The sequence below is a fragment of the Sphingomonas pseudosanguinis genome (genome assembly GCF_014196255.1).
Lineage (GTDB): Bacteria > Pseudomonadota > Alphaproteobacteria > Sphingomonadales > Sphingomonadaceae > Sphingomonas > Sphingomonas pseudosanguinis.
Genome location: NZ_JACIDH010000001.1, coordinates 294,333 through 312,566, shown reverse-complemented (window position 1 = coordinate 312,566; position 18,234 = coordinate 294,333). Strand labels below are relative to the sequence as shown.

General features: G+C 63.7%; 20 protein-coding genes and 1 tRNA gene. 7 read left to right on the top strand and 14 right to left on the bottom strand.

Going from position 1 to position 18,234, the window contains the following annotated elements; translation table 11 throughout:
- Window positions 1–2 precede the first annotated feature (2 nt).
- From GGR48_RS18265 to GGR48_RS01445, 10 genes are all read right to left on the bottom strand, one after another.
- On the bottom strand, window positions 3–131 hold the full coding sequence (locus GGR48_RS18265; RefSeq protein ID WP_276208025.1) for a hypothetical protein: 129 nt from the start codon (window positions 129–131) through the stop codon (window positions 3–5).
- A 109-nt stretch (window positions 132–240) separates the two neighbouring features.
- Complete coding sequence (locus tag GGR48_RS01485; protein ID WP_183950117.1) at window positions 241–711, bottom strand: hypothetical protein; 471 nt, start codon at window positions 709–711, stop codon at window positions 241–243.
- A complete protein-coding gene (locus tag GGR48_RS01480; RefSeq protein ID WP_183950115.1) occupies window positions 708–1,226 on the bottom strand; it encodes a glycoside hydrolase family protein in 519 nt (172 codons plus the stop codon). Before GGR48_RS01480 ends, GGR48_RS01485 begins: the two co-directional genes overlap by 4 nt.
- The gene (locus tag GGR48_RS01475) at window positions 1,223–1,576 is read right to left on the bottom strand and encodes a hypothetical protein (protein WP_206362535.1); all 354 of its coding nucleotides are present in this window, start codon (window positions 1,574–1,576) and stop codon (window positions 1,223–1,225) included. Before GGR48_RS01475 ends, GGR48_RS01480 begins: the two co-directional genes overlap by 4 nt.
- Window positions 1,567–1,779, bottom strand: a complete 213-nt coding sequence (locus GGR48_RS01470) for a tail protein X (RefSeq protein ID WP_183950111.1) — start codon at window positions 1,777–1,779, stop codon at window positions 1,567–1,569. Before GGR48_RS01470 ends, GGR48_RS01475 begins: the two co-directional genes overlap by 10 nt.
- Complete coding sequence (locus GGR48_RS01465) at window positions 1,779–2,261, bottom strand: head completion/stabilization protein (RefSeq protein WP_338110537.1); 483 nt, start codon at window positions 2,259–2,261, stop codon at window positions 1,779–1,781. The genes GGR48_RS01470 and GGR48_RS01465 overlap by 1 nt, the downstream gene beginning before the upstream one ends.
- Window positions 2,258–2,503, bottom strand: a complete 246-nt coding sequence (locus GGR48_RS01460; RefSeq protein ID WP_183950107.1) for a hypothetical protein — start codon at window positions 2,501–2,503, stop codon at window positions 2,258–2,260. The genes GGR48_RS01465 and GGR48_RS01460 overlap by 4 nt, the downstream gene beginning before the upstream one ends.
- A gap of 127 nt (window positions 2,504–2,630) precedes the next feature.
- A complete protein-coding gene (gpM, locus tag GGR48_RS01455) occupies window positions 2,631–3,416 on the bottom strand; it encodes a phage terminase small subunit (protein WP_240456147.1) in 786 nt (261 codons plus the stop codon).
- Window positions 3,417–3,505: 89 nt separating this feature from the next.
- Window positions 3,506–4,582 (bottom strand): phage major capsid protein, P2 family, encoded by a 1,077-nt coding sequence (locus GGR48_RS01450; RefSeq protein ID WP_183950103.1) that lies wholly within the window; start codon window positions 4,580–4,582, stop codon window positions 3,506–3,508.
- A gap of 46 nt (window positions 4,583–4,628) precedes the next feature.
- Entirely contained in the window at window positions 4,629–5,450 is an 822-nt protein-coding gene (locus GGR48_RS01445) for a GPO family capsid scaffolding protein (protein WP_183950101.1), read from the bottom strand.
- 168 nt (window positions 5,451–5,618) lie between these two features.
- Between GGR48_RS01445 and GGR48_RS01440 the strand changes: the two genes are divergently transcribed.
- Window positions 5,619–7,424 carry a terminase large subunit domain-containing protein gene (locus tag GGR48_RS01440; protein WP_183950099.1) on the top strand — a complete coding sequence of 602 codons (1,806 nt, stop codon included), beginning with the start codon at window positions 5,619–5,621 and terminating at the stop codon, window positions 7,422–7,424.
- On the top strand, window positions 7,424–8,461 hold the full coding sequence (locus tag GGR48_RS01435; protein WP_183950097.1) for a phage portal protein: 1,038 nt from the start codon (window positions 7,424–7,426) through the stop codon (window positions 8,459–8,461). Before GGR48_RS01440 ends, GGR48_RS01435 begins: the two co-directional genes overlap by 1 nt.
- A 178-nt stretch (window positions 8,462–8,639) precedes the next feature.
- Here the strand turns inward: GGR48_RS01435 and GGR48_RS01430 are convergent, their stop codons facing one another.
- The gene (locus GGR48_RS01430; protein WP_183950095.1) at window positions 8,640–9,050 is read right to left on the bottom strand and encodes an ABC transporter permease; all 411 of its coding nucleotides are present in this window, start codon (window positions 9,048–9,050) and stop codon (window positions 8,640–8,642) included.
- Between the two features lie 176 nt (window positions 9,051–9,226).
- Here GGR48_RS01430 and GGR48_RS01425 point away from each other — a divergent pair, with 176 nt between their 5' ends.
- Together GGR48_RS01425 and GGR48_RS01420 are read left to right on the top strand one after the other, a co-directional pair.
- Complete coding sequence (locus GGR48_RS01425; protein ID WP_240456146.1) at window positions 9,227–9,454, top strand: hypothetical protein; 228 nt, start codon at window positions 9,227–9,229, stop codon at window positions 9,452–9,454.
- An 8-nt stretch (window positions 9,455–9,462) separates the two neighbouring features.
- Window positions 9,463–9,738, top strand: a complete 276-nt coding sequence (locus GGR48_RS01420) for a hypothetical protein (protein ID WP_206362534.1) — start codon at window positions 9,463–9,465, stop codon at window positions 9,736–9,738.
- Between the two features lie 267 nt (window positions 9,739–10,005).
- Here the strand turns inward: GGR48_RS01420 and GGR48_RS01415 are convergent, their stop codons facing one another.
- Complete coding sequence (locus GGR48_RS01415) at window positions 10,006–10,305, bottom strand: hypothetical protein (RefSeq protein WP_183950091.1); 300 nt, start codon at window positions 10,303–10,305, stop codon at window positions 10,006–10,008.
- Window positions 10,306–10,904: 599 nt separating this feature from the next.
- Here GGR48_RS01415 and GGR48_RS01410 point away from each other — a divergent pair.
- Window positions 10,905–10,980, top strand: a tRNA-Val gene (locus GGR48_RS01410).
- A gap of 435 nt (window positions 10,981–11,415) precedes the next feature.
- Here the strand turns inward: GGR48_RS01410 and GGR48_RS01405 are convergent.
- Window positions 11,416–13,293 carry a glycoside hydrolase family 127 protein gene (locus GGR48_RS01405; RefSeq protein ID WP_240456145.1) on the bottom strand — a complete coding sequence of 626 codons (1,878 nt, stop codon included), beginning with the start codon at window positions 13,291–13,293 and terminating at the stop codon, window positions 11,416–11,418.
- A 276-nt stretch (window positions 13,294–13,569) separates the two neighbouring features.
- Entirely contained in the window at window positions 13,570–14,631 is a 1,062-nt protein-coding gene (locus tag GGR48_RS01400; protein WP_183950090.1) for a substrate-binding domain-containing protein, read from the bottom strand.
- Window positions 14,632–14,754: 123 nt separating this feature from the next.
- On the opposite strand from GGR48_RS01400, the gene GGR48_RS01395 reads away from it, so the two are divergent.
- Together GGR48_RS01395 and GGR48_RS01390 are read left to right on the top strand one after the other, a co-directional pair.
- A complete protein-coding gene (locus GGR48_RS01395; RefSeq protein WP_183950089.1) occupies window positions 14,755–16,806 on the top strand; it encodes a glycoside hydrolase family 31 protein in 2,052 nt (683 codons plus the stop codon).
- An 18-nt stretch (window positions 16,807–16,824) separates the two neighbouring features.
- Entirely contained in the window at window positions 16,825–18,213 is a 1,389-nt protein-coding gene (locus GGR48_RS01390; protein ID WP_183950088.1) for an MFS transporter, read from the top strand.
- Window positions 18,214–18,234: the final 21 nt, after the last annotated feature.

Here is an 18,234-nt window from a genome sequence, read left to right as displayed (position 1 = left end):
GGTCACTCCTTGGCCGGGCAGGCACCCGGCGACATCCAGTTGGTCAGACGGTCGAGGCGATCGGCGTTGACGCCGGCCGCCCGCGCCAGGCCGATCAGGCCTGCGCGCCATTTGGCGGGGATGGTCGCCATCAGCGCGGGATCTTGCGCCAAGGCGGCGGGACGTTCGGCGCAGGCGAGCAGCTCGGCCGGCGGACGGGCTGGCTCGACCGCGACCGCGACAGGGGGCGGCGGGACCGTGTCAACGTGCCGGCCGGCGCAGCCCGGCAAGGTCGCTGAGAGCAGCGAACCAGTCAGCGCCCACAGTGTCATGTTCAACTTTGCCATTGGCGGCCTCCATTCGGGTTTCAGCGGCGCGGGCCTGCGCCAGCGCGGCACGGGCGGCCTGCGCATCGGCGCTGGCCTGGGCATTGGCGCGGCGCATCACGTCGGTCAGCAGGCGAACCGATTGCTGGTCGATCGCCTCGCGATCAGCGCGGAGCTGGCGGGCACGGTCTGCACAGGCCTCGCCAGGCCCGCGCATATGCTTGGCGGTCCACTTGATCCCCACCGCCGCGCAAACCAGCTCGGCGCGGCGCAGCACGTCGTCACGGTCGCGTTCGGCGTGACGCGCCTGCACGTAGAGCCAGGCACCGGCGATCACGACGGCGAGCAGCAGGATGAAGCGCAGTTCACCCTTCAGCCGGCCGAGGAGCGTGCGAAGCCAGATCATCGGGGTTCCTTTCCGGTCAGCATCATCGCCTCCAGCCGCACGGCGCGGTCGCCGACCTGACGATGCCAGAGCGAGGCGCGCATACCGGCGACCGCGCCGGCCCAGTCGCCGCGTTCGATCTTCGGCAGCGTGCCGGTGAAGGCGCGCAGGCCCTTGCCCTTACGCGTCTTTGACGGTGGCCAGCCGATCCCCATATTGAAGCACATGTTCAGCATCACGCGCTGGCGCACGGGATCGAGCTTGCGCCACCATGAGAGGTGCCGATCCAGATCGGCTTCGGAGCGGGCGATATCGTTCGCGAACAGCGCGTCCGACTGTCCTTGCGTGATCCCGCGCGCGATGCAGCTCGCGACGGTGATCCCCAGGGTGGCGGTCTCCTGGGCGGTGATGCCGACCTGATCGAGGTTGCGGCCCTTGCCGATCGTCAGATAGCCTTTGGAGCAGCGATAGACGGCCAGCTTGTCGCCTTCGTCGCGCGCGATCTCACGCGCCAGGCGGGCACGGTCATAGGTCATTTCGCGCCCTTTCGACCGGTGATGACATCGATCAGGTTGAGGAGCATCGGCGCGCGCTCGACGATGCCGGCGATCATGGCCGGGGTCGCCTTGAACGCGGTCATCCCGACCACGAAGCCAACCGCCTGCAGGACATAACCATCCCAACCGGTCAGCGAGGCGGCGAGGTTGCGCGCGAAATAGCTGACCGTGATACCGACCATCATCTGGGTGACACGCTGCGTCCAAGTCAGGTTCTGTTCGTAGACCAGGCTGACCGCAGCACCTGCGGTGCCTGGGACCAAGGCGGCGAGGAAAGCCAGGGCGGCTTCCACGACTTCGTGGACGAGTTTGTTCATCATCAGTCCCACAGATTGAGGGTGTCGCGCACCTTGGCGGCGGGCGTCGGGGTGTCGGGCAGGCGGACGGGGGTCCCCTTCGGCAGGACGGGACCGAGCGCAGCGAGGCCGGGGTTCGCGGCCAGCACGGCGGGCAGATCGACGGGACCGAGCCCCCGCGCGCGCCAGATCAGCGCATCGAGCGTATCGCCCTCGATCGCGCGCACGGAGTCCATCAGATCAGCTCGACCGCGCAGCGACCGACATTCTTGATGTCGCGGATCGCGAAGGTGGAATCGCGGCGCAGCTCGCCGATGGTCGGGTCGAGCAGCTCGGCCCCGCGCTGGCCTGCGCCGGTGATGTCCATGTCGCGGTAGCGCTCGATCAGTTCGGCCTTGGCGGCGGTCGAGACGGCGCGCCGATAGAGCAGGATCAGTGCGCTTTCGCCGTCGATCTCGGGCAGGTCGGTTGCGACCTGGGCAAGGCTGGCCGCCCCATCGGCGCGGCGCGCGCGCGACCAGTCGGCGAGGTCGCGGAAGACGCCGATGGCCGCCGCGATCAACGCTTGGCGAACCCGCTCGCTGGTCACGCTGTCGCTGACCCGGTGCTCGGCGCGGAACAGCGTCGGGTCGATCGCCGGAAACCACGCGCCGGTGTCGATCGGGCGATCGGGCGATTGCGCTTCGGGCACGACGGGGTCGGGCATGAAGACGTTCACGCGGCGATGATCCGGGTGATGACCGACAGGGCGATCAGGAACACGACAAACCCGACCGCCGCAGTACCGGCCGCGCAATAGGTCAATTCGCGCTTGCTGAATTCGACCGACGAAGGGGACCACACGTTGATGGTGGCCATGTCGTTCGTCGCCAGCAGCCAGGCGGACAGCGTCCCGAACATGCACGCCAGTATGCCGATGGTCTCGAAGATGATGGCGACGATGAAAATCAGGGCGGTCATGGTTGATCCTTCGGGCCGAGCGCTCCTCGGCATACGGGGGTGGGGATCAGGTCGAATGGCGGCCCTCAGCTCCGAAGAGCCCTCCCGCATCGCGTGATCCGCCCCCGAGCGCCGGGGGGCGAGACTGTCAGCCGGCGGTGCCGGCCTGTTCTTGGAAGGCGGTTGCCGCCTTAATGGCTTTTTCGAGCTGGGTGATGCGAGTCTTGGTGCCCGCGCGCGGATTCAGGTCCTGCGCGCGGCGCAGCACGCCCAGCGCGCGGTTGGCACCCGCGATGAAATCGGTGGGGCCGGTATCGATCTCGCCAGCCACGCGGGCCAGTTCGACGCCAAGCGCCTTTTGCAGTTTGGCCTGCACTTCGTCGTGCATGTCGACGCCGACGGTCAGCAATTCGACCTGTTCGAGCACATCAAGTGGAAAGACCTGGGAGGCGGCCTGGGCGCGGATCGCGGCCTCGGCGATCTCCTCGACCACCAGCGTCGCCGGATCGCGCTTGTAGCGATCGGGCATGACCAGGCCGAAGCGGAGGACGTGCTCAGCCATTTCCAGCGCGCGGGTCCAATCGCCGGTATCGATCGACCAGACCATGATGGTGGGAAAAACGTCTTCGGCTCCGGACGAACCGAGCACATTGCCGATCGTGCTGCGCCCGGCCTGAAGCAGGCCATCACACCAGTCGCGATATTCGGGGAGCATCTGGCGCTTGGCGGCGACCTTCAGCTCGGTCGACTTGATTTCCTTCAGCCGGCGCAGGTCATGGACCAGGCGTATCTTCATCTGCGCGGCAAGGCGGCTTTCAGCCGTACTGCCCTCGCGGGTCGAGATGGGGGCGCTATGGCCCGCCGCGACCGAGGGGGCGGTCGCGGCGGGGTGGGTGTGCCCGCTCCCCGAGGCAGGAGCAGACGCCGCTTTCATGGCAAGAACGCGTTCTTGCATCCGTCGAGCGAGGCTCATGGCGTGTCCTGTTGGGGAGCGGGTACGGGGTGACAGGCAGGTGCGGCCGCTTACGCGGCCGGCTTCTTGCCCATGACGATGTTTTCGATCAGCGCCGCCTTGCCTTCGTCCTCAACGACATAGGCATGGTTGACGCTCTCGTAATTCTCGATCTGGTCGCGCTTGGCGTTGTCCTCGATCTTGCGCCGCTCGGTGCCGATCTGTTCATAGACCGACAGGTTCGCGAGCGTGGTGATGAGGATCGCGTTCTTCGGGAACTTGGGGACGCGCACCGCCGTCAGACCGCCGATCTTCTTGTCGGAGAGCAGCACGTCGCGGGCAAGCTGTTCGGTGGCCTTGTCGCCGGCGGCATTGACGATCGAGAAATACTTGTCGTGCACCAGCTCGCGACCGACGATGGCAACCAAGTCGGTATCCTCGCGATAATTCTCGTGCAACAGCTCGATACCCTCGAACACCAGCGCGTCGATGTTGACGAAATCGACATCCTTCCCGACCTCGCCGGCACCGACGTAGATCGCGCCGGCCTTGGTCACGCGGCCGGTGGTGGCGTCGCGTTCGTCCGGCTTCAGCTCGCCGCCCGCCATGTGACGCTCGGGCGAGTCTTCGCGGATGTGCTGGAGCCAGCCCTTGTTCACGTCCTGAAGCAGCGGATAGGTCGTGGGATTGGTGGTCGCGGCGACGGTGACGCCGTTGAAACCGATCGTGATGATGTCGATCGCCTTGGCGTTGACGATCGCGTCGCGCAGCAGGGTCTGGAAATTGGGCTGATGCGCCCAGGCGTCCATCGTTTCGTAGCGGATGAGCGTATCGAAATCGGTCTTCTCGCAGCGATAGCGGCTCTCATCCAGATCACCGGGATAGCGCGGCGCCCGATCCTTCGCGCGGGTGTCCGTGCGGCTGGCAATCGTGCCCTTCACGCCGACGCCGACCTTGTCGCCTTCCTGGGCGACCACCGGGATGATGTTGATGCGGCTCAGAAAGTCGCTGCTCTGCTTCAGCTTGGCGCGCAGCGTCTGCGCGACCGCCGGGGCGACGGTGAACGACCGGCTGGGGTCGGTGACGCCGTTCAGCTTGCCGATTTGCTGGGTGTACTGGTCGTACTTGGTGCGGGTGCCATTGAGCATGGAAACGGGGTCCTGACGGTCTGGGGGTGGGTGCGGGAGGGGGCGATCAGCAGTCGGTCAGCACGTCCGCGCCGCCACCCGACACCAGCTTGCGGGAGAAGGTCGTGTCCGGTTCGCCTTCGAGCTTCGCCTTCAGCGCGGCGAATTCGCGCTGATGCGTGGCCTGGGCCTCGGCGATCGGCGCTAGCGCTTCGCTGATCGAACCGGCAACGGCGGCACTCATGTCGGCCGTGAACTTGCCCAGGTCGAAATTGTCGTTCGCGGGCTGGGCCGGTTCTTCCTTGGTCTTTTCCGGCTCGGACGGCTTGAAGTGTCCAGTCAGCTTCGAAAACAGGCGGTTGACGATGCTGTCGACCGGGTCCTTGCCATCCGCGTCCTCGGCGAAGGCGAGCGCCGCGCGCTCATCCGATGTGGCGATCATGCTGCCGTTCACGCGGCTGAAGTTCAGGCGCTGGGTGCCGATCGAGGCAGGGGTGTCGGTGAACGCCAGGCCGATCAGGCCCACCTTGCCGCTGCCCGCATAGTTCGGGGTCAGCTCGACGGATGGGTAGGGCTTCTGGTCACGCTTCGACAGGGTGAAGAGCTGATCGTTGGCGTCGACCTGGAGATACAGCGCGGGGCGCTTCTCGGTCTTGCCGGCGATGGTGAATTCGTCGACCTGCTTCTTGACCGCGATCACGTCGCCATAGCCGTTGAAGGGCGGCTCCGGGCTATAGCCGGCGATATGCTCGATATTGATGCGCGGGCTGTAGGTCTCGGCGTTGAAGGTCTCGACGATCTCGTCGATCATTTCCGGCGTCACCTCGCGGTTATCGCTGATCGTCTGACCAGCGACGAATGCGCGGAAAAACTGGCTCTTCTTGCCCATGGCGGCTCGGTCCTCGGTTCGGTCTCGGCTGGGCGGCGACCGCCCGGTTAGCGAGGCTCAAAGGGACCGAAGGCGGGCCGCTTCTCAAGGCGGTCCTCTTGTAGAAATGCTTTCTACAAGAGCGGCATGGGGCGGCGGTGTCGGGCGCGTGGCTAGGTACGCGCCACCATGTCGATCCTTGCCAACCCCCTGACCCTAGCGCCCGAGGACCGCCGCAATGCGGCGCGCAGCCTGTATTGGCGGGGGTGGAGCTATGGCCAGATCGCCGAGGAATTGCAGCTCAACCGCGACACGGTGAAGTCGTGGGGCCGGCGTGACCGCTGGGATGAAGCGTCCTCGATCCGCAAGCTGGAAGACTGCCTCGAAACGCGCCTGATGGTGCTGATCTGCAAGGAGAAGAAGACCGAGGCCGACTATGTCGAACTGGACGCGCTACGCCGCCAGGTCGAGAGCTTGGCGAAGGTCCGCCGCTACGAAGCGCCAGGCGGTCATTCGGGCGATCTGAACGACAAGGTCGCCAATCGCAATTCCGGCGAGCGCAAGCCGAAGGCGAAGAAAAACCACTTCACTGCCGAACAGGCCCAGCAACTGGAAGACCACTTCCTCGGCCAGATGTTCGGCTATCAGGAAACGTGGTGGGCCAATCTCAACCGCCGCACCCGCATGATCCTGAAGTCGCGCCAGATCGGCGCGACCTATTATTTCGCGTTCGAAGCGTTGATGGACGCGATCAAGAGCGGCCGGAACCAGATTTTCCTGTCCGCGTCGAAGGCGCAGGCCCACCAGTTCCGCAACTACATCGTCGGTTTCGCCAAGCTAGTCGGCGTGACGCTGAGCGGCGATCCGATGCTGATCACGTCGGACCTGCGCCCCGAAGGTGAGGCAGCGGCCGAGCTGCATTTCCTGGGCACCAATTTCCGCACTGCCCAGGGGCGCAGCGGCAATTTCTATTTCGACGAATTCTTCTGGGTCCACGGGTTCGAAGAACTGAACAAGGTGGCGTCGGCGATGGCGACGCACACCAAGTGGCGGAAGACCTATTTCTCGACGCCTTCGACCGTCGCGCATCTCGCCTATCCCTACTGGACCGGCGAGCGGCGCAACAAGCGCAAGAAGAAGGCGGATCGGGTCGAAATCGACACCAGTCACGCCGCCCTGAAGGACGGTCGCGAGTGTGAGGACGGGATCTGGCGTCAGATCGTCACGGTACACGATGCGATCGAGAGCGGCTTCAATCTGGTCGACCTCGACGAACTGCACGACGATCACCCGGATGATGAATTTGCCAACCTTTTCGGTTGCATCTTCGTCGACGACAGCCTGTCCGCCTTCAAGTTCAACGATCTGGTCGCGCTCGGTTGCGATAGCGAGGTCGAATGGACCGATTTCAATCCGGATAGCGCGCGCCCCTATGGTGAACGGCCGGTCTGGGCGGGCTATGATCCGCAGAACAGCGAAGAGGGCGACAACGCCGCGCTGGTCATCGTCGCGCCCCCAACCGAGCAGGGCGGGACGTTCCGCATTTTGGAGCGCCACCAGCTCCGGGGTCTCGATTTCGAGCAGCAGGCCGATTTCATCAAGGCGATGGTGTCGCGCTACAATTGCACGTATCTGGGGATTGACGCTACCGGCGTCGGCGCGGGCGTGTATCAGCTCCTCGCAAAGCCCGGCTCCCCGATCCGTGGCGTCACCAAGATCGAATATTCGCTCGAAGTGAAGGCGACCATGGTGATGAAGGCGCAGAACGTCGTGCGCCGGGGCCGCCTGTCCTTCGATCTGGGCCATCTCGACGTCGTGTCGTCGTTCATATCGATCAAGAAGACCATCACCGACAGCGGCCGGAACACGACGTTCAAGGCCGGCCGGGGCGGCGACGATGGCCACGCCGATATCGCCTGGGCGGTCATGCACACGCTCATAAACGAACCGCTCGACGGCCGCGAAGCGCCGAAATCCACCATGGAGATATTGTGATGCTCGAAATGCCCGTCTTCGGCGAAAGCAGCCGGGCCGCGCCGGCCGCTGCCGAGGCCTTCAGCTTCGGTGATCCCGAGCCGGTCAACGATCGTCGCGAAATCCTCGACTTGCTTCAGTGTTGGCACAATGGCCGGTGGTATGAACCGCCGATCAGCGTCGAAGGACTGGCGCGGTCGTTTCGCGCCTCACCGCATCACAGCTCGGCCATCCTGCTCAAACGCAACCTGCTGGTCGGCGCGTTCAAGCCGACGCCCTATCTGACTCGCGCCGCCTTCGAAAAGGTCGTTCAGGACTATCTGGTTTTCGGCTTCGGCTTTCTGGAACAGGTCCCCAATCGCCTGGGCGGGCTGCACCATCTGAAGCACTCGCTGGCGAAAGCGACCAGGCGCGGTGTCGAGGAGGGGCGCTATTTCTTCGTGCCGGGCAGCGAACCGGAAACCGAATTCCGATTTGGTAGCGTCCTGCAGATCATGCAGCCAGACGTGAACCAGGAGATTTACGGGGTCCCCGAATATATCTCGGCGTTGCAATCGACCTTGCTCAACGAGGCGGCGACGCTGTTCCGCCGCAAATACTACATCAACGGCAGCCATGCCGGCTTCATCCTCCACGCGACCGGCGAGTTCGCCGATGGCGATGTCGACAAAATTCGGGAGGCGCTGCGCCAGTCGAAGGGGCCGGGCAATTTCCGCAACCTGTTCGTGCATCAGCCAGGTGGCAAGGAAGGCGGGATCAAAATACACGGTATCGCCGAGGTGGGTGCCAAGGACGAATTCCTCGGCATCAAGAACGCCACGCGTGACGATATTCTCGCAGCCCATCGGGTCCCGCCCCAGTTGCTCGGCGTGGTGCCAGCGCAAGGATCGGCGTTCGGTAACCCGACCGACACGACACGCATGTTCTGGGCGCTGGAAATGTATCCGCTGATGACGCGGTGGCTCGATGTGAACGAACAGCTCGGGGGTAACATCATCGCCTTCGACGAGGCCGTGATGCAAGCGACGATCGCGGCGATGGTGACGAAGGCCGCTTGACCTCGGTTCATCGGCTCAGCCCGAGCGATTGAGCGCCTTCGAAATCAACCGGCGGATAGCTTCTGGCCTAGATACGAAGGGCGGCCCCTCATTCGCTATCCAAGCTCGAAGGCGTGCTGCGCGCCTCTCCCTTCACCGGCCCTAGCCGTCATTGAAACTACAAACCCAACCCCTTTGATTAAGGCCAATGATACGCCGGTAGGTAAACGGGGCAGTGAAGCGCTGAATAAGTGTCCGCTGCCTCGCTATTCGGCCCAGTCAATAATATATTGCGGAGGTTGCTGCATGGAGCCGATATTTCATTTATTGTTTGCAAGGACTGAGCGGCTCCCATTACACCCGCACCAATCGCAACTAAGCCGAATAGCACGTAAACGCACATCGCAATTCCTTGAATTTTTTTCTTTTCAACGACTGCGGAAAATGACTGAACATACAACCAGCCGGTAGGAATAACGAACAATACCACAAGAAGAGGATTGATAAACGGAGATATCTGCTGGACCGCAAAGGCGAGCAGAATTCCTAGACCAATCAATGGAGTCCAAATGCGGTCGAACGCCTTACGTGGGTCACCTTGTTCATCCATTGCGCCTGCCCCCTCGAAAAGCCATATTTAATCAATGGCGTTGTCTCAGTCGTCAATGGCAAAGGCGATTTGCCCGGGTCGGTGGAATTCCCTCGGTCACTCACGCAGAGCAACACAAGCCTATGAACAAAAGGGGAACATTGTATAATCGACGCATCGACTCGATGGAGGTGACGATGCTCGCAGAATATGGACAGGCCAAGGAACCCTTTGGTGCTTGGCTGATCGCGCAGAAGGATCGCGGCGACTGGATCGACCCGATCGCTGCCGCTGCCCGCGCTGACCGCGCCTTCCCCCGCAATGGCAGCCCCGAACAGGTCCGTGAGCGCCTGCGCGCCATGGGGGCCGATGGCGATGCCTTCGCGGCGCTGGATGATGCCGAGCTGGACTGGATGTCGTTCTGATGCGGCGCATGACACGCGACGAGGCCAGGCTAACCCTGCGCATCGCCCTCGGCCTCTATAAGCGATCTGAGAAGAAGGTGATGGGTATTAACACCGAGATACTTCGCGATCAGATGGTCGAGGATATCCTCCGCCGCATGATGGGGTCACCGCATAATGAGTCGGTGATCCTCCGCCCGAGCAATGTCGTGTCACAAGCTGGGGAGCGTGAGGGCTATTGGGACCGGGACGAACCCCATCCTGTCCCAATTTTGGAACGTAATAATATTACATTTGAAAGTTAATTTATGTCAAAAATTTTGTAATTTTATTTCTTGTAACTTTATTACATGAAAATTTCGTCGAAAACTTGCCACCCCAAATTGCGCGCTTTTCCCCCCGCCTCGCCCGCGTTCTTTCTATGTCCGAAAAGGTGCAGTGAGCATACTGGTCGGAACCGGCCCAGGACCTGGGCCTCGTAGCCATTAAGCCTAGGTGCGGCTGGGTGCACTTAGGTGCAGTTGGCGAAGTAAATCTTGGGGGCAGGTAGCACCTGCCCCAACCCGATCGGCTCAAACTTCGTAAAACGAATATGTGACGACGCGAATGCCGCCAGTGACGGATGTGGCCAGCGCGGATTTCAGTGTCTTTGATGACCCAGCAGGAGTGAATGACCCTGTCCAAGATGCATTCAGCTGCTCGTTAAAGTTGAAAACCTGTATCGTTGAACCCGACATGCTGACCCTCATATCGCCGGCATCCGTGATGAACTCCAGCGAGACGGGGCCGATTGCTGTATCGATAGTCGGCGTCTCTTGCCCTTCTCTCAATACGAACGAACCGGTGACTGCTGGCTTGCCGTTGATCTTCATATCGTCCTCCTTGAAGACGCATAATCTGGCACTGCCAGCTCGAAGATCAATAGCGCTATCCCAGCTCTCATTCCACAAGGGGGGGGCGGTGTCGGGAAAACCATAATCTCCATAACTACCCCCGAATTCGGGGTCAGGAACGGCTGAAAACTGCCGTTTCTGGGATTATGGTTCGACCATAATCTTTCATAACCTTCTGACCCCAAAACCATAATCCCATTGATTTCACACGGATTTTTCAAAGGCATTGGTCAGGCCAAAAGATCATAATCAGGTTATGGTAATATTATAGTTTTTGTTATGGTGTAAGCCATTGAAATTGCTGGCATGTTATGGAGGTTATGGTTTTCCCGACCCCTCCCAAATGTGTGGGGCGCTCCCTCCCCTACAGCACAATCAAGCCTGCATGACGGCTCAGCACGCTCGGCTATCCAGCCTGGGCGCATGCGCGACGGCCGGCCCTTGATCGGCCCGCAAATTGGTTCGGGAATAGTTCGGGACTTTCGGTTCCGCAGGGTTCCGCTCGGTTCCCTTTCGTTCCGCGAAATGCCCGCTTGCCACCTCTGAAAAGGGCGGTAATAGGTGGGTTTCCCGAGAGGGGGCGATTAGCTCAGTTGGTAGAGCGTCTCGTTTACACCGAGAATGTCGGCGGTTCGAGCCCGTCATCGCCCACCATTTTCCGACATTCACTCAAGAACACCTCCCCGGCGGAGGCCGGGGCCCAGTTGTCAGCGGTCGGCGGAGCGCTGATGCGTCGAAAGAGAGTTTGTTCGCGCGGAGGCGCGGAGGACGCGGAGATGTATCGTCCGTGACGGCTCTGGAACGCGACGACGCCGATGTGACCCACAACGTCATTGCGAGCGTGGCGAAGCAATCCAGAGCATATTGCCCGGACACTGGATTGCTTCGCTACGCTCGCAATGACGATTTCATCTCATGTCATCCCGCTCTATGCCTCTCTCCGCCATGTGTTGATGACGCCGTGCCGCAGCCGATCGGACGCCCTCTCTGCGTCCTCCGCGCCTCCGTGCGAACAAATCTTATTGTGCCGTCGGTCTCGACGACGTGGCAACTGGACCCCGGCCTTCGCCAGGGTCGTTGAGTTTAGATTCAGGCCAGCTTCCAATACGTCGCATAACGCTCATGCGCGATGCGGTGGTATGGGACCAGTCGCACCGGCTGGCCGTCCGCCGCCGGGATGGTGAACTCCAGCGGCTTGCCCGTCGCGCGGATCTTAGACGCCAGCGCATCCGGCTCACCCGACAGCGTCGGCGCCTGGAACGGCGTGTCGTTATACTCGCCGTATTTGCGCTCGCTGACGATGATGTCCGCCCCCGGCGCCAGCCCCTCGCGGCCCAGCGCGCCCGCCAGCACGAGCGGGCCATAGGTGAAGGCGACGATCTCCGGCGCGGCGGGCGCGCTTTCGGCGGCGGGCTGCATGACCAGGCGCAGCTCCACCGTGTCGCCGGTCTTCCAGGTCCGGGTCAGTTCGGCATAGCTGCCGGGATTGTCCGAGCGCGACACTTCCGCACCGTTGACCAGCAGGGTCGCGGTCGGGCTCCACTTTGGATGGCGCAGCTTCAGCGTCAGTTCGGTCGGCTGGCGCAACTGCCAGCGGAACCGGGTGTTCGCCGCCTCCGGAAAGCTGGTCGCCTGGGTCAGCACCGCACCCTTGTCGGCCCAGGTCACGGTCGAGGGGATGAACAGGTTCACATAGAGCGCGCGATCATCATGGAAGTAGATCGAGTCGCGATACTTCACATGATTTTCCATCCCCGTGCCGGTGCAGCACCAGAAGCTGTCCTCGGGGGTATGATAGAGCTTCATGTAGCCGGGCCGTGCGCCCTGGAAATAGGTCGCCATGCCCGAATCCGGGTCCTGCGACGCGAGGATGCCGTTATAGAGCGTCCGCTCATAGTAATCGGCATATTCGGCGCGCGGATCGCGCAGGAACAGCGCGCGGGTCAGCTTCAGCATATTGTGCTGGCAGCAGGTTTCCGATCCCTTGGCAGAGAAGACGTGCTTGTCGAAATCGGCCATTGCGAAGAAATGCTCGTTGTCGCCGTGGCCGCCGGTCGCGAAGGCGCGGGTATGCGCGACCGTCCGCCAGAAAAAGGCGGCGGCGTCGTGATATTTGGCGTCGCCATTCGCCTCGAACACCCGCTGGAAGCCGATGATCTTCGGAATCTGCGTATTGGCGTGCATGCCGTCGAGATAGTCGCGCCCCTGTACCAGCGGGTTCATCACCGCCTTTTGCGAGAAGCGCTCGGCGAGCCGGCGATAGTCGGCATTGCCGGTCATGAAATACAGATCGGCATAGATCTCGTTCATGCCGCCATATTCGGTTTCCAGCATCTTTTCGAACTGGTCGTCCGACAGCGGCCGGGTGGCGACGACGCCCCAATCGGCCAGCCGGATCAGCACCGCGCGCGACGGCTCGCTGTCCGCCAGCAGCGCCGCATCGCGAAGGCCCGCATAGACCTTGTGCAGCGTGTACCAGGGCACGCCGGTGATCGGCTCGCCGCGCAGATGCGCCGCGACCAGCGCCGGCCCCTTGGGGAAGGCACAGATCAGGCCGCTGCCCGATGCCTTCTGGCACGCCGCCAATTCGTTCGCGATATAGTCGATGCGCTGGCGATAGCGCTTGTCCTTCGTCGCGCGGTACGCGAGCGCGCAGGCGGACAGATAATGGCCCAGCGTATGGCCATGGCAGTTGATGTCCGCCCATTGCGCCTCCGATTCCCAACCGCCATAGACGGGCGCCTTGGGCTTCAGCCCGGCATTGGTGCGGAAATTAGCGAGCAGCCGGTCGGGCTGCAGGCGCATCAGATACGCCTCGGTCATCTTCTGCGCGTGGAGGAAGGGGCTGTCGCCCAGCGTCACATCGGCCATGTCGAAGGGCTGGACAACGGTGGCGGGCGGCTGCGTGGCCGCTCGCGGGGTCGCCCAGGCGCTGGCCGGCATCGCGCCGCCAAGGCCCGTCGCCATGGCCCCCACGCTGGCGGTGGCAAGGACGTCGCGACGCGACAGCGAGGCAGGGCAGCAAGAGCGCACCGATCTTCTCCGACTATTTATCTTTTGCCCTTGCGTAGCGACTTCGCACCCCGATCAGCAACCGCTTTCGTGATCCGGCGCGCGCATGTCGCGCTACCTCGTTGTCTTTAACTGTATTTTTAAGAAGCCGACGCCGTCTGGATCAATCGTCCGGCGGACTGGCTCATCAGGCCCGTACCGCACCAACTCGTGATTTGTCTGACTGTTCGGTCACTCCGCTGCGGTAAGCCCCCGGTCCAACGGTGCCCCCGCCACGACCGCATGGCTCTGCCCCAGCCGCAGGTCCATGACCCATAGCGATTGGACCAGCGGCTCCGTCGGCCGCCGATGGCCGGGGAGCAGGCTGACCACCGCCTGCGCCAACGCGAGGCCCAGTTCGTCGAGATTCAGTGTGAAGCAGGTCAGGTCGGGCGACAGCGCACGGCAGGCCGGATTGTCGCGCAGGCCGATCACCGCGACATCGCGCCCCGGCTCCAGCCCCATGCCGCGCAGCGCGCGATACGCCCCCACCGGCGCGGTCTCGCCCATCAGCAGCAACGCGGTCGGCCGGTCGGACAGCGTCATCAGCTCGCGCGCGGTCGCCTCGCCATCGTTCTCGTCCGTCTCGCCATGATGGACCAGCATGGGGTCGAAGGGCAGGCCCGCACGCGACAGCGCGGTACGGTAGCGTTCGACGACGATATGGCTGTTGTTGATCGTCACCGGCGGCGCGACCAGACCGATCCGGTAGTGCCCGGCATCGGTGAGCAGCGCCATGGCCTGGGTCACCACCCCTTCGAAGTCCAGATCGATCCAGGCATAATCGCGCGCCGTCGCCGTCCGCCCCAGCGCGACGAACGGGATGGCGCGATCGAGCAGGAAGTCGATGCGCGGATCGGCCTGATGCGTGCCCGACAGCACCCAGCCATCGACGGTGCCGCGCGCGACATGGCGTCGCAGGAACGTCAGCCCATCCTCGCCCTTTCGCGCCAGCAGGACGACGAGGTCGAGGTCATGCTCGCTCAACCCGTTCTGCAGTCCCTCCAACAGTGCCATGAAGAAGGGGTCGCCATGTATCGCGCTGTCATGCTCGAGGGTCAGCATGAAGCCGATCGTCCCCGTCCGCCCGCTGCGCAGCGTCCGCCCCGACTGGTTGGGGATATAGCCATGCGTCGCCGCCGCCGCGATCACGCGTTTGCGCGTCTCGGGGCTGACGTCCTTGCGGTCGTTCAGCGCACGCGACACGGTGCCGATCGAGAGACCCAGATGCCGGGCGAGGGTACGGATGTCCATGTCTCCGTGATCGCGATACATTTTGGTTCGCACAAGAGGGACTGTTGACAGATCAGTCCAATTGCATGACAAATGCGGAAACGTTTACGGCCGCCAAAGAGCGGCCCGGGGAGGACTGGCCGCTTGGACACGCTCGCGCTTGAGGATCGCGCTATCGCCTGGGCCTATGACGGGGCGTGGCTGCGGATCGCGGCGCATGGCCGCGACGGCCTGCGCCTGCGTGCCTCGCCTTTCGCGCCCGAGCCGGCCCGGCCGGGCGCGCTGCTCGACGACGGCACGGATGGCGCGGCACCGATCGTCACCCGCGACGGCGCGACCGCGCGCATCACCAACGGCCGGATCACCGCCGAGATCGACCTTCAGGGCCGGGTCCGCTTCCTGAATGCGGACGGCACGCTGCTGCTGGAAGAGAAGTGGCGGCAGCGCGATACGACGTCCAAATTCTGGACGGTCGGCACCAAGGACGTGCGGATGATCAGCGCCCTCGGCCTGTCGGGGCGCGAGTTCAAGCCGCTGCCCGGCGGCGCCGCGCGCATCGCCGTCCGGTTCGAGGCGAAGCCGGGCGAGCGCCTTTATGGCATGGGCCAGTATCAACAGCCCAATCTCGATCTCGCCGGCTGCACGCTCGAACTGGCGCAGCGCAATTCGCAGGCGAGCGTCCCCTTCGTCGTGTCGAGCGAGGGCTATGGCTTCCTGTGGAACATGCCGGCAGTGGGCGAGGCGCATTTCGCCGCCAACGGCACGACCTGGACCGCGCAGGCCGCGCGCGAGATCGATTACTGGATCACCGCCGCCGACACGCCCGCCGGGATCGTGCGCAACTATGCGGCGGTGACCGGCACCGTGCCGATGATGCCCGACTATGCGCTGGGCCTGTGGCAGAGCAAGCTGCGCTATCGCACGCAAGACGAGCTGCTGGCGGTGGCGCGCGACTATCATGCGCGGGGCATCCCGCTGGCGGTGATCGTCGCCGACTTCTTCCACTGGCCGGTCCAGGGCGACTGGCGGTTCGACCCGCGCGAATGGCCCGATCCGGCGGCGATGACCGCCGAGTTGAAGGCGATGGGCACCGAACTGCTCGTCTCGGTCTGGCCCACGGTCGATCCGCGATCGGAGAATTACGCGACCATGGCCGAGAAGGGCTATCTGGTCCGCGCCAATCGCGGGCTGGATGTGCAGCAGGAATTTCTGGGCAATACGCGCTTCATCGACACCACCCATCCCGGTGCACGCGCATTCCTGTGGGACACGGCAAAGCGCAATTACCGCGACCAGGGCGTGGCGATGTTCTGGCTGGACGAGGCCGAGCCGGAATATAGCGCCTATGACTTCGACAATTATCGCTATCATGCCGGCCCGGTGCTGGAGATCGGCAACGCCTATCCGCTGCACTATGCGCAGGCCTTTTACGACGGGCTGCGCGCCGAGGGGGAAAGCGAGATCGTCAGCCTGATCCGCTGCGCCTGGGCGGGCAGCCAGCGTTACGGCGCGCTCGTCTGGTCGGGCGACATCCATTCCTCGTTCGAGGCGATGCGCAACCAGCTGAGCGCCGGGTTGAACATGGGAATGGCGGGCATCCCGTGGTGGACGACCGACATTGGCGGCTTCCATGGCGGCCATGTCGAGGACCCCGGCTTTCACGAACTGATGATCCGCTGGTTCCAATGGGCGGTCTTCACCCCCGTGCTGCGCATGCACGGCCACCGCGATCCGATCACCCCGCCGGCCGAGCCGTTCCGCGACGGCGTCGCGCAATGCGATACGGGGGCCGGCAACGAGCTGTGGAGCTTTGGCGCGCCGGTGTTCGACATGCTGCGCCGGTACGCCGCGCTGCGCGAACGGCTGCGCCCCTATGTCGCGGGCCTGATGCGCGCGGCGCATGAGACGGGCGATCCGCTGATGCGGCCGATGTTCTACGATCATCCCGACGATCCGGAATGCTGGCGGCTGGACGACCAGTATATGTTCGGCCCCGACCTGCTGGTCGCGCCGGTGACGACCGCCGGCCAGTCGGAGCGCGACGTCTATCTGCCCGCCGGGCAATGGCGTGATGCCTGGACGGGCGAGGCGGTCGCGGGGGGATGCCAGATCTGGTGCGACGCACCGCTCGACCGCCTGCCGGTGTTCGTCCGCGCCGGGGCCGCGGTCGAAGCGGCGTTCGACCGGATCGACTGACAAGGGGGGGTGGATGTCATGACAGCTATCGCAGCGGCCCCGGGGGCGGGGGATACGGATCGGATCGGCACGGCGGACCCGCACATCCCCTTCTTCGAAAAGGTCTGCTACGGCCTGGGCGATGCCGGGGGCACGATCGTCACCGGGCTGATCGCCAATTTCCTGACCTTCTATTACACCGACGTCTTCGGACTGGCGCCGGGGATCGTCGGCATCCTGTTCCTGTCGCTACGCATCTTCGACGCGATCTCCGATCCGCTGATCGGCATCATGGCGGACCGCACATCGACCCGCTGGGGGCGGTTCCGCCCCTATCTGCTGTGGACCGCGATTCCGGTGGGGCTCAGCTGTTTCCTGACCTTCCAGTCGCCGGACCTCGGCTATAACGGCAAGGTCGCCTATGCGGCGGTGACCTATTTCCTGCTCGCCTTCTCCTATTCGCTCAACAACGTGCCCTATTGCGCGCTGATCACCCGCATGACCGACAGCGCACGCGAGGGCGTGGCGTGCCAGTCGGTGCGGTTCGCGCTGGTCGCGATCGCCTCCTTTTGCGTGTCGGTCGGCCTGCCGATCATGGTGCGCGAACTGGGCGGTGGAGACATCGCGCGCGGCTATCGCGACGGGGTGGCGATCCTCAGCCTGGCGGCGGTGGCGATGTTCCTGATCTGCTTCCTGTTCGTGCGCGAGCGCGTGGTCGCCGCCGATTCCGCCGAGGTGCCGCTGAAGGTCGCGGTCGCCACCACGCTGAAGAACGACCAGCTGCGGCTGACCTTCATCATGACGCTGCTGCTGATCGGCATCTTCAACACCAAGGGCGGCGCGGCGCTCTATTTCATAACCTATGTGCTGGGCGGCGATGCGACCTATCAGGCGCTGTTCTTCGGCACCGCGACCGCCGGCGGCTTTCTGGGCTCGGTGATCGTCCCCTTCTTCACCCGGCGCTTCGACGTGAAGACCGTCTATGTCTGGGTGAACCTGATCCTGGTCGCCGGGCATTTCGCCGCCTTCTTCGTGCCGGGCGATTATCCGATGCTGTGGCTGGCGCTGGTCGGCTTATGCTGCATCGTGCTGGGCTGTACGCTGCCGCTCCACTTCACCCTGATCCAGCTGGCCGACCAATATGGCGAATGGAAGCTGGGGATGCGATCCTCGGGCATGAGCTTCGCCTTCAACCAGTTCTTCGTGAAGCTCGCCTGGGCGCTGGCCGGCGTGCTGATCAGCGGGGTGCTGGTGATCGTCTCCTACAAGGCCGGTGCGGGCAACCAGACGCCGACGTCGCTGGCCGGTATCCGCGCGCTGTCGACGATCATCCCCGGCCTGATGCACCTGGCGCTGGCGATCACCGCTGCTCGGCTGATCCTGAACGGCGCGACGATCGCGCGCATGACCGCCGAGCGCGGCCAATGACCCCCTCAACGAAAGCCCGCC

What these genes read in the sequence shown, in the direction of transcription:
- GGR48_RS18265 (WP_276208025.1), bottom strand. Translation starts at nt 131, where the DNA reads ATGGCGACCATCCCCGCCAAATGGCGCGCAGGCCTGATCGGCCTGGCG.
- GGR48_RS01485 (WP_183950117.1), bottom strand. Translation starts at nt 711, where the DNA reads ATGATCTGGCTTCGCACGCTCCTCGGCCGGCTGAAGGGTGAACTGCGC.
- GGR48_RS01480 (WP_183950115.1), bottom strand. Translation starts at nt 1,226, where the DNA reads ATGACCTATGACCGTGCCCGCCTGGCGCGTGAGATCGCGCGCGACGAA.
- GGR48_RS01470 (WP_183950111.1), bottom strand. Translation starts at nt 1,779, where the DNA reads ATGGACTCCGTGCGCGCGATCGAGGGCGATACGCTCGATGCGCTGATC.
- GGR48_RS01460 (WP_183950107.1), bottom strand. Translation starts at nt 2,503, where the DNA reads ATGACCGCCCTGATTTTCATCGTCGCCATCATCTTCGAGACCATCGGC.
- gpM (WP_240456147.1), bottom strand. Translation starts at nt 3,416, where the DNA reads ATGAAAGCGGCGTCTGCTCCTGCCTCGGGGAGCGGGCACACCCACCCC.
- GGR48_RS01450 (WP_183950103.1), bottom strand. Translation starts at nt 4,582, where the DNA reads ATGCTCAATGGCACCCGCACCAAGTACGACCAGTACACCCAGCAAATC.
- GGR48_RS01445 (WP_183950101.1), bottom strand. Translation starts at nt 5,450, where the DNA reads ATGGGCAAGAAGAGCCAGTTTTTCCGCGCATTCGTCGCTGGTCAGACG.
- GGR48_RS01440 (WP_183950099.1), top strand. Translation starts at nt 5,619, where the DNA reads ATGTCGATCCTTGCCAACCCCCTGACCCTAGCGCCCGAGGACCGCCGC.
- GGR48_RS01435 (WP_183950097.1), top strand. Translation starts at nt 7,424, where the DNA reads ATGCTCGAAATGCCCGTCTTCGGCGAAAGCAGCCGGGCCGCGCCGGCC.
- GGR48_RS01430 (WP_183950095.1), bottom strand. Translation starts at nt 9,050, where the DNA reads ATGGATGAACAAGGTGACCCACGTAAGGCGTTCGACCGCATTTGGACT.
- GGR48_RS01425 (WP_240456146.1), top strand. Translation starts at nt 9,227, where the DNA reads ATGCTCGCAGAATATGGACAGGCCAAGGAACCCTTTGGTGCTTGGCTG.
- GGR48_RS01420 (WP_206362534.1), top strand. Translation starts at nt 9,463, where the DNA reads ATGACACGCGACGAGGCCAGGCTAACCCTGCGCATCGCCCTCGGCCTC.
- GGR48_RS01415 (WP_183950091.1), bottom strand. Translation starts at nt 10,305, where the DNA reads ATGAAGATCAACGGCAAGCCAGCAGTCACCGGTTCGTTCGTATTGAGA.
- GGR48_RS01405 (WP_240456145.1), bottom strand. Translation starts at nt 13,293, where the DNA reads ATGGCGACGGGCCTTGGCGGCGCGATGCCGGCCAGCGCCTGGGCGACC.
- GGR48_RS01400 (WP_183950090.1), bottom strand. Translation starts at nt 14,631, where the DNA reads ATGGACATCCGTACCCTCGCCCGGCATCTGGGTCTCTCGATCGGCACC.
- GGR48_RS01390 (WP_183950088.1), top strand. Translation starts at nt 16,825, where the DNA reads ATGACAGCTATCGCAGCGGCCCCGGGGGCGGGGGATACGGATCGGATC.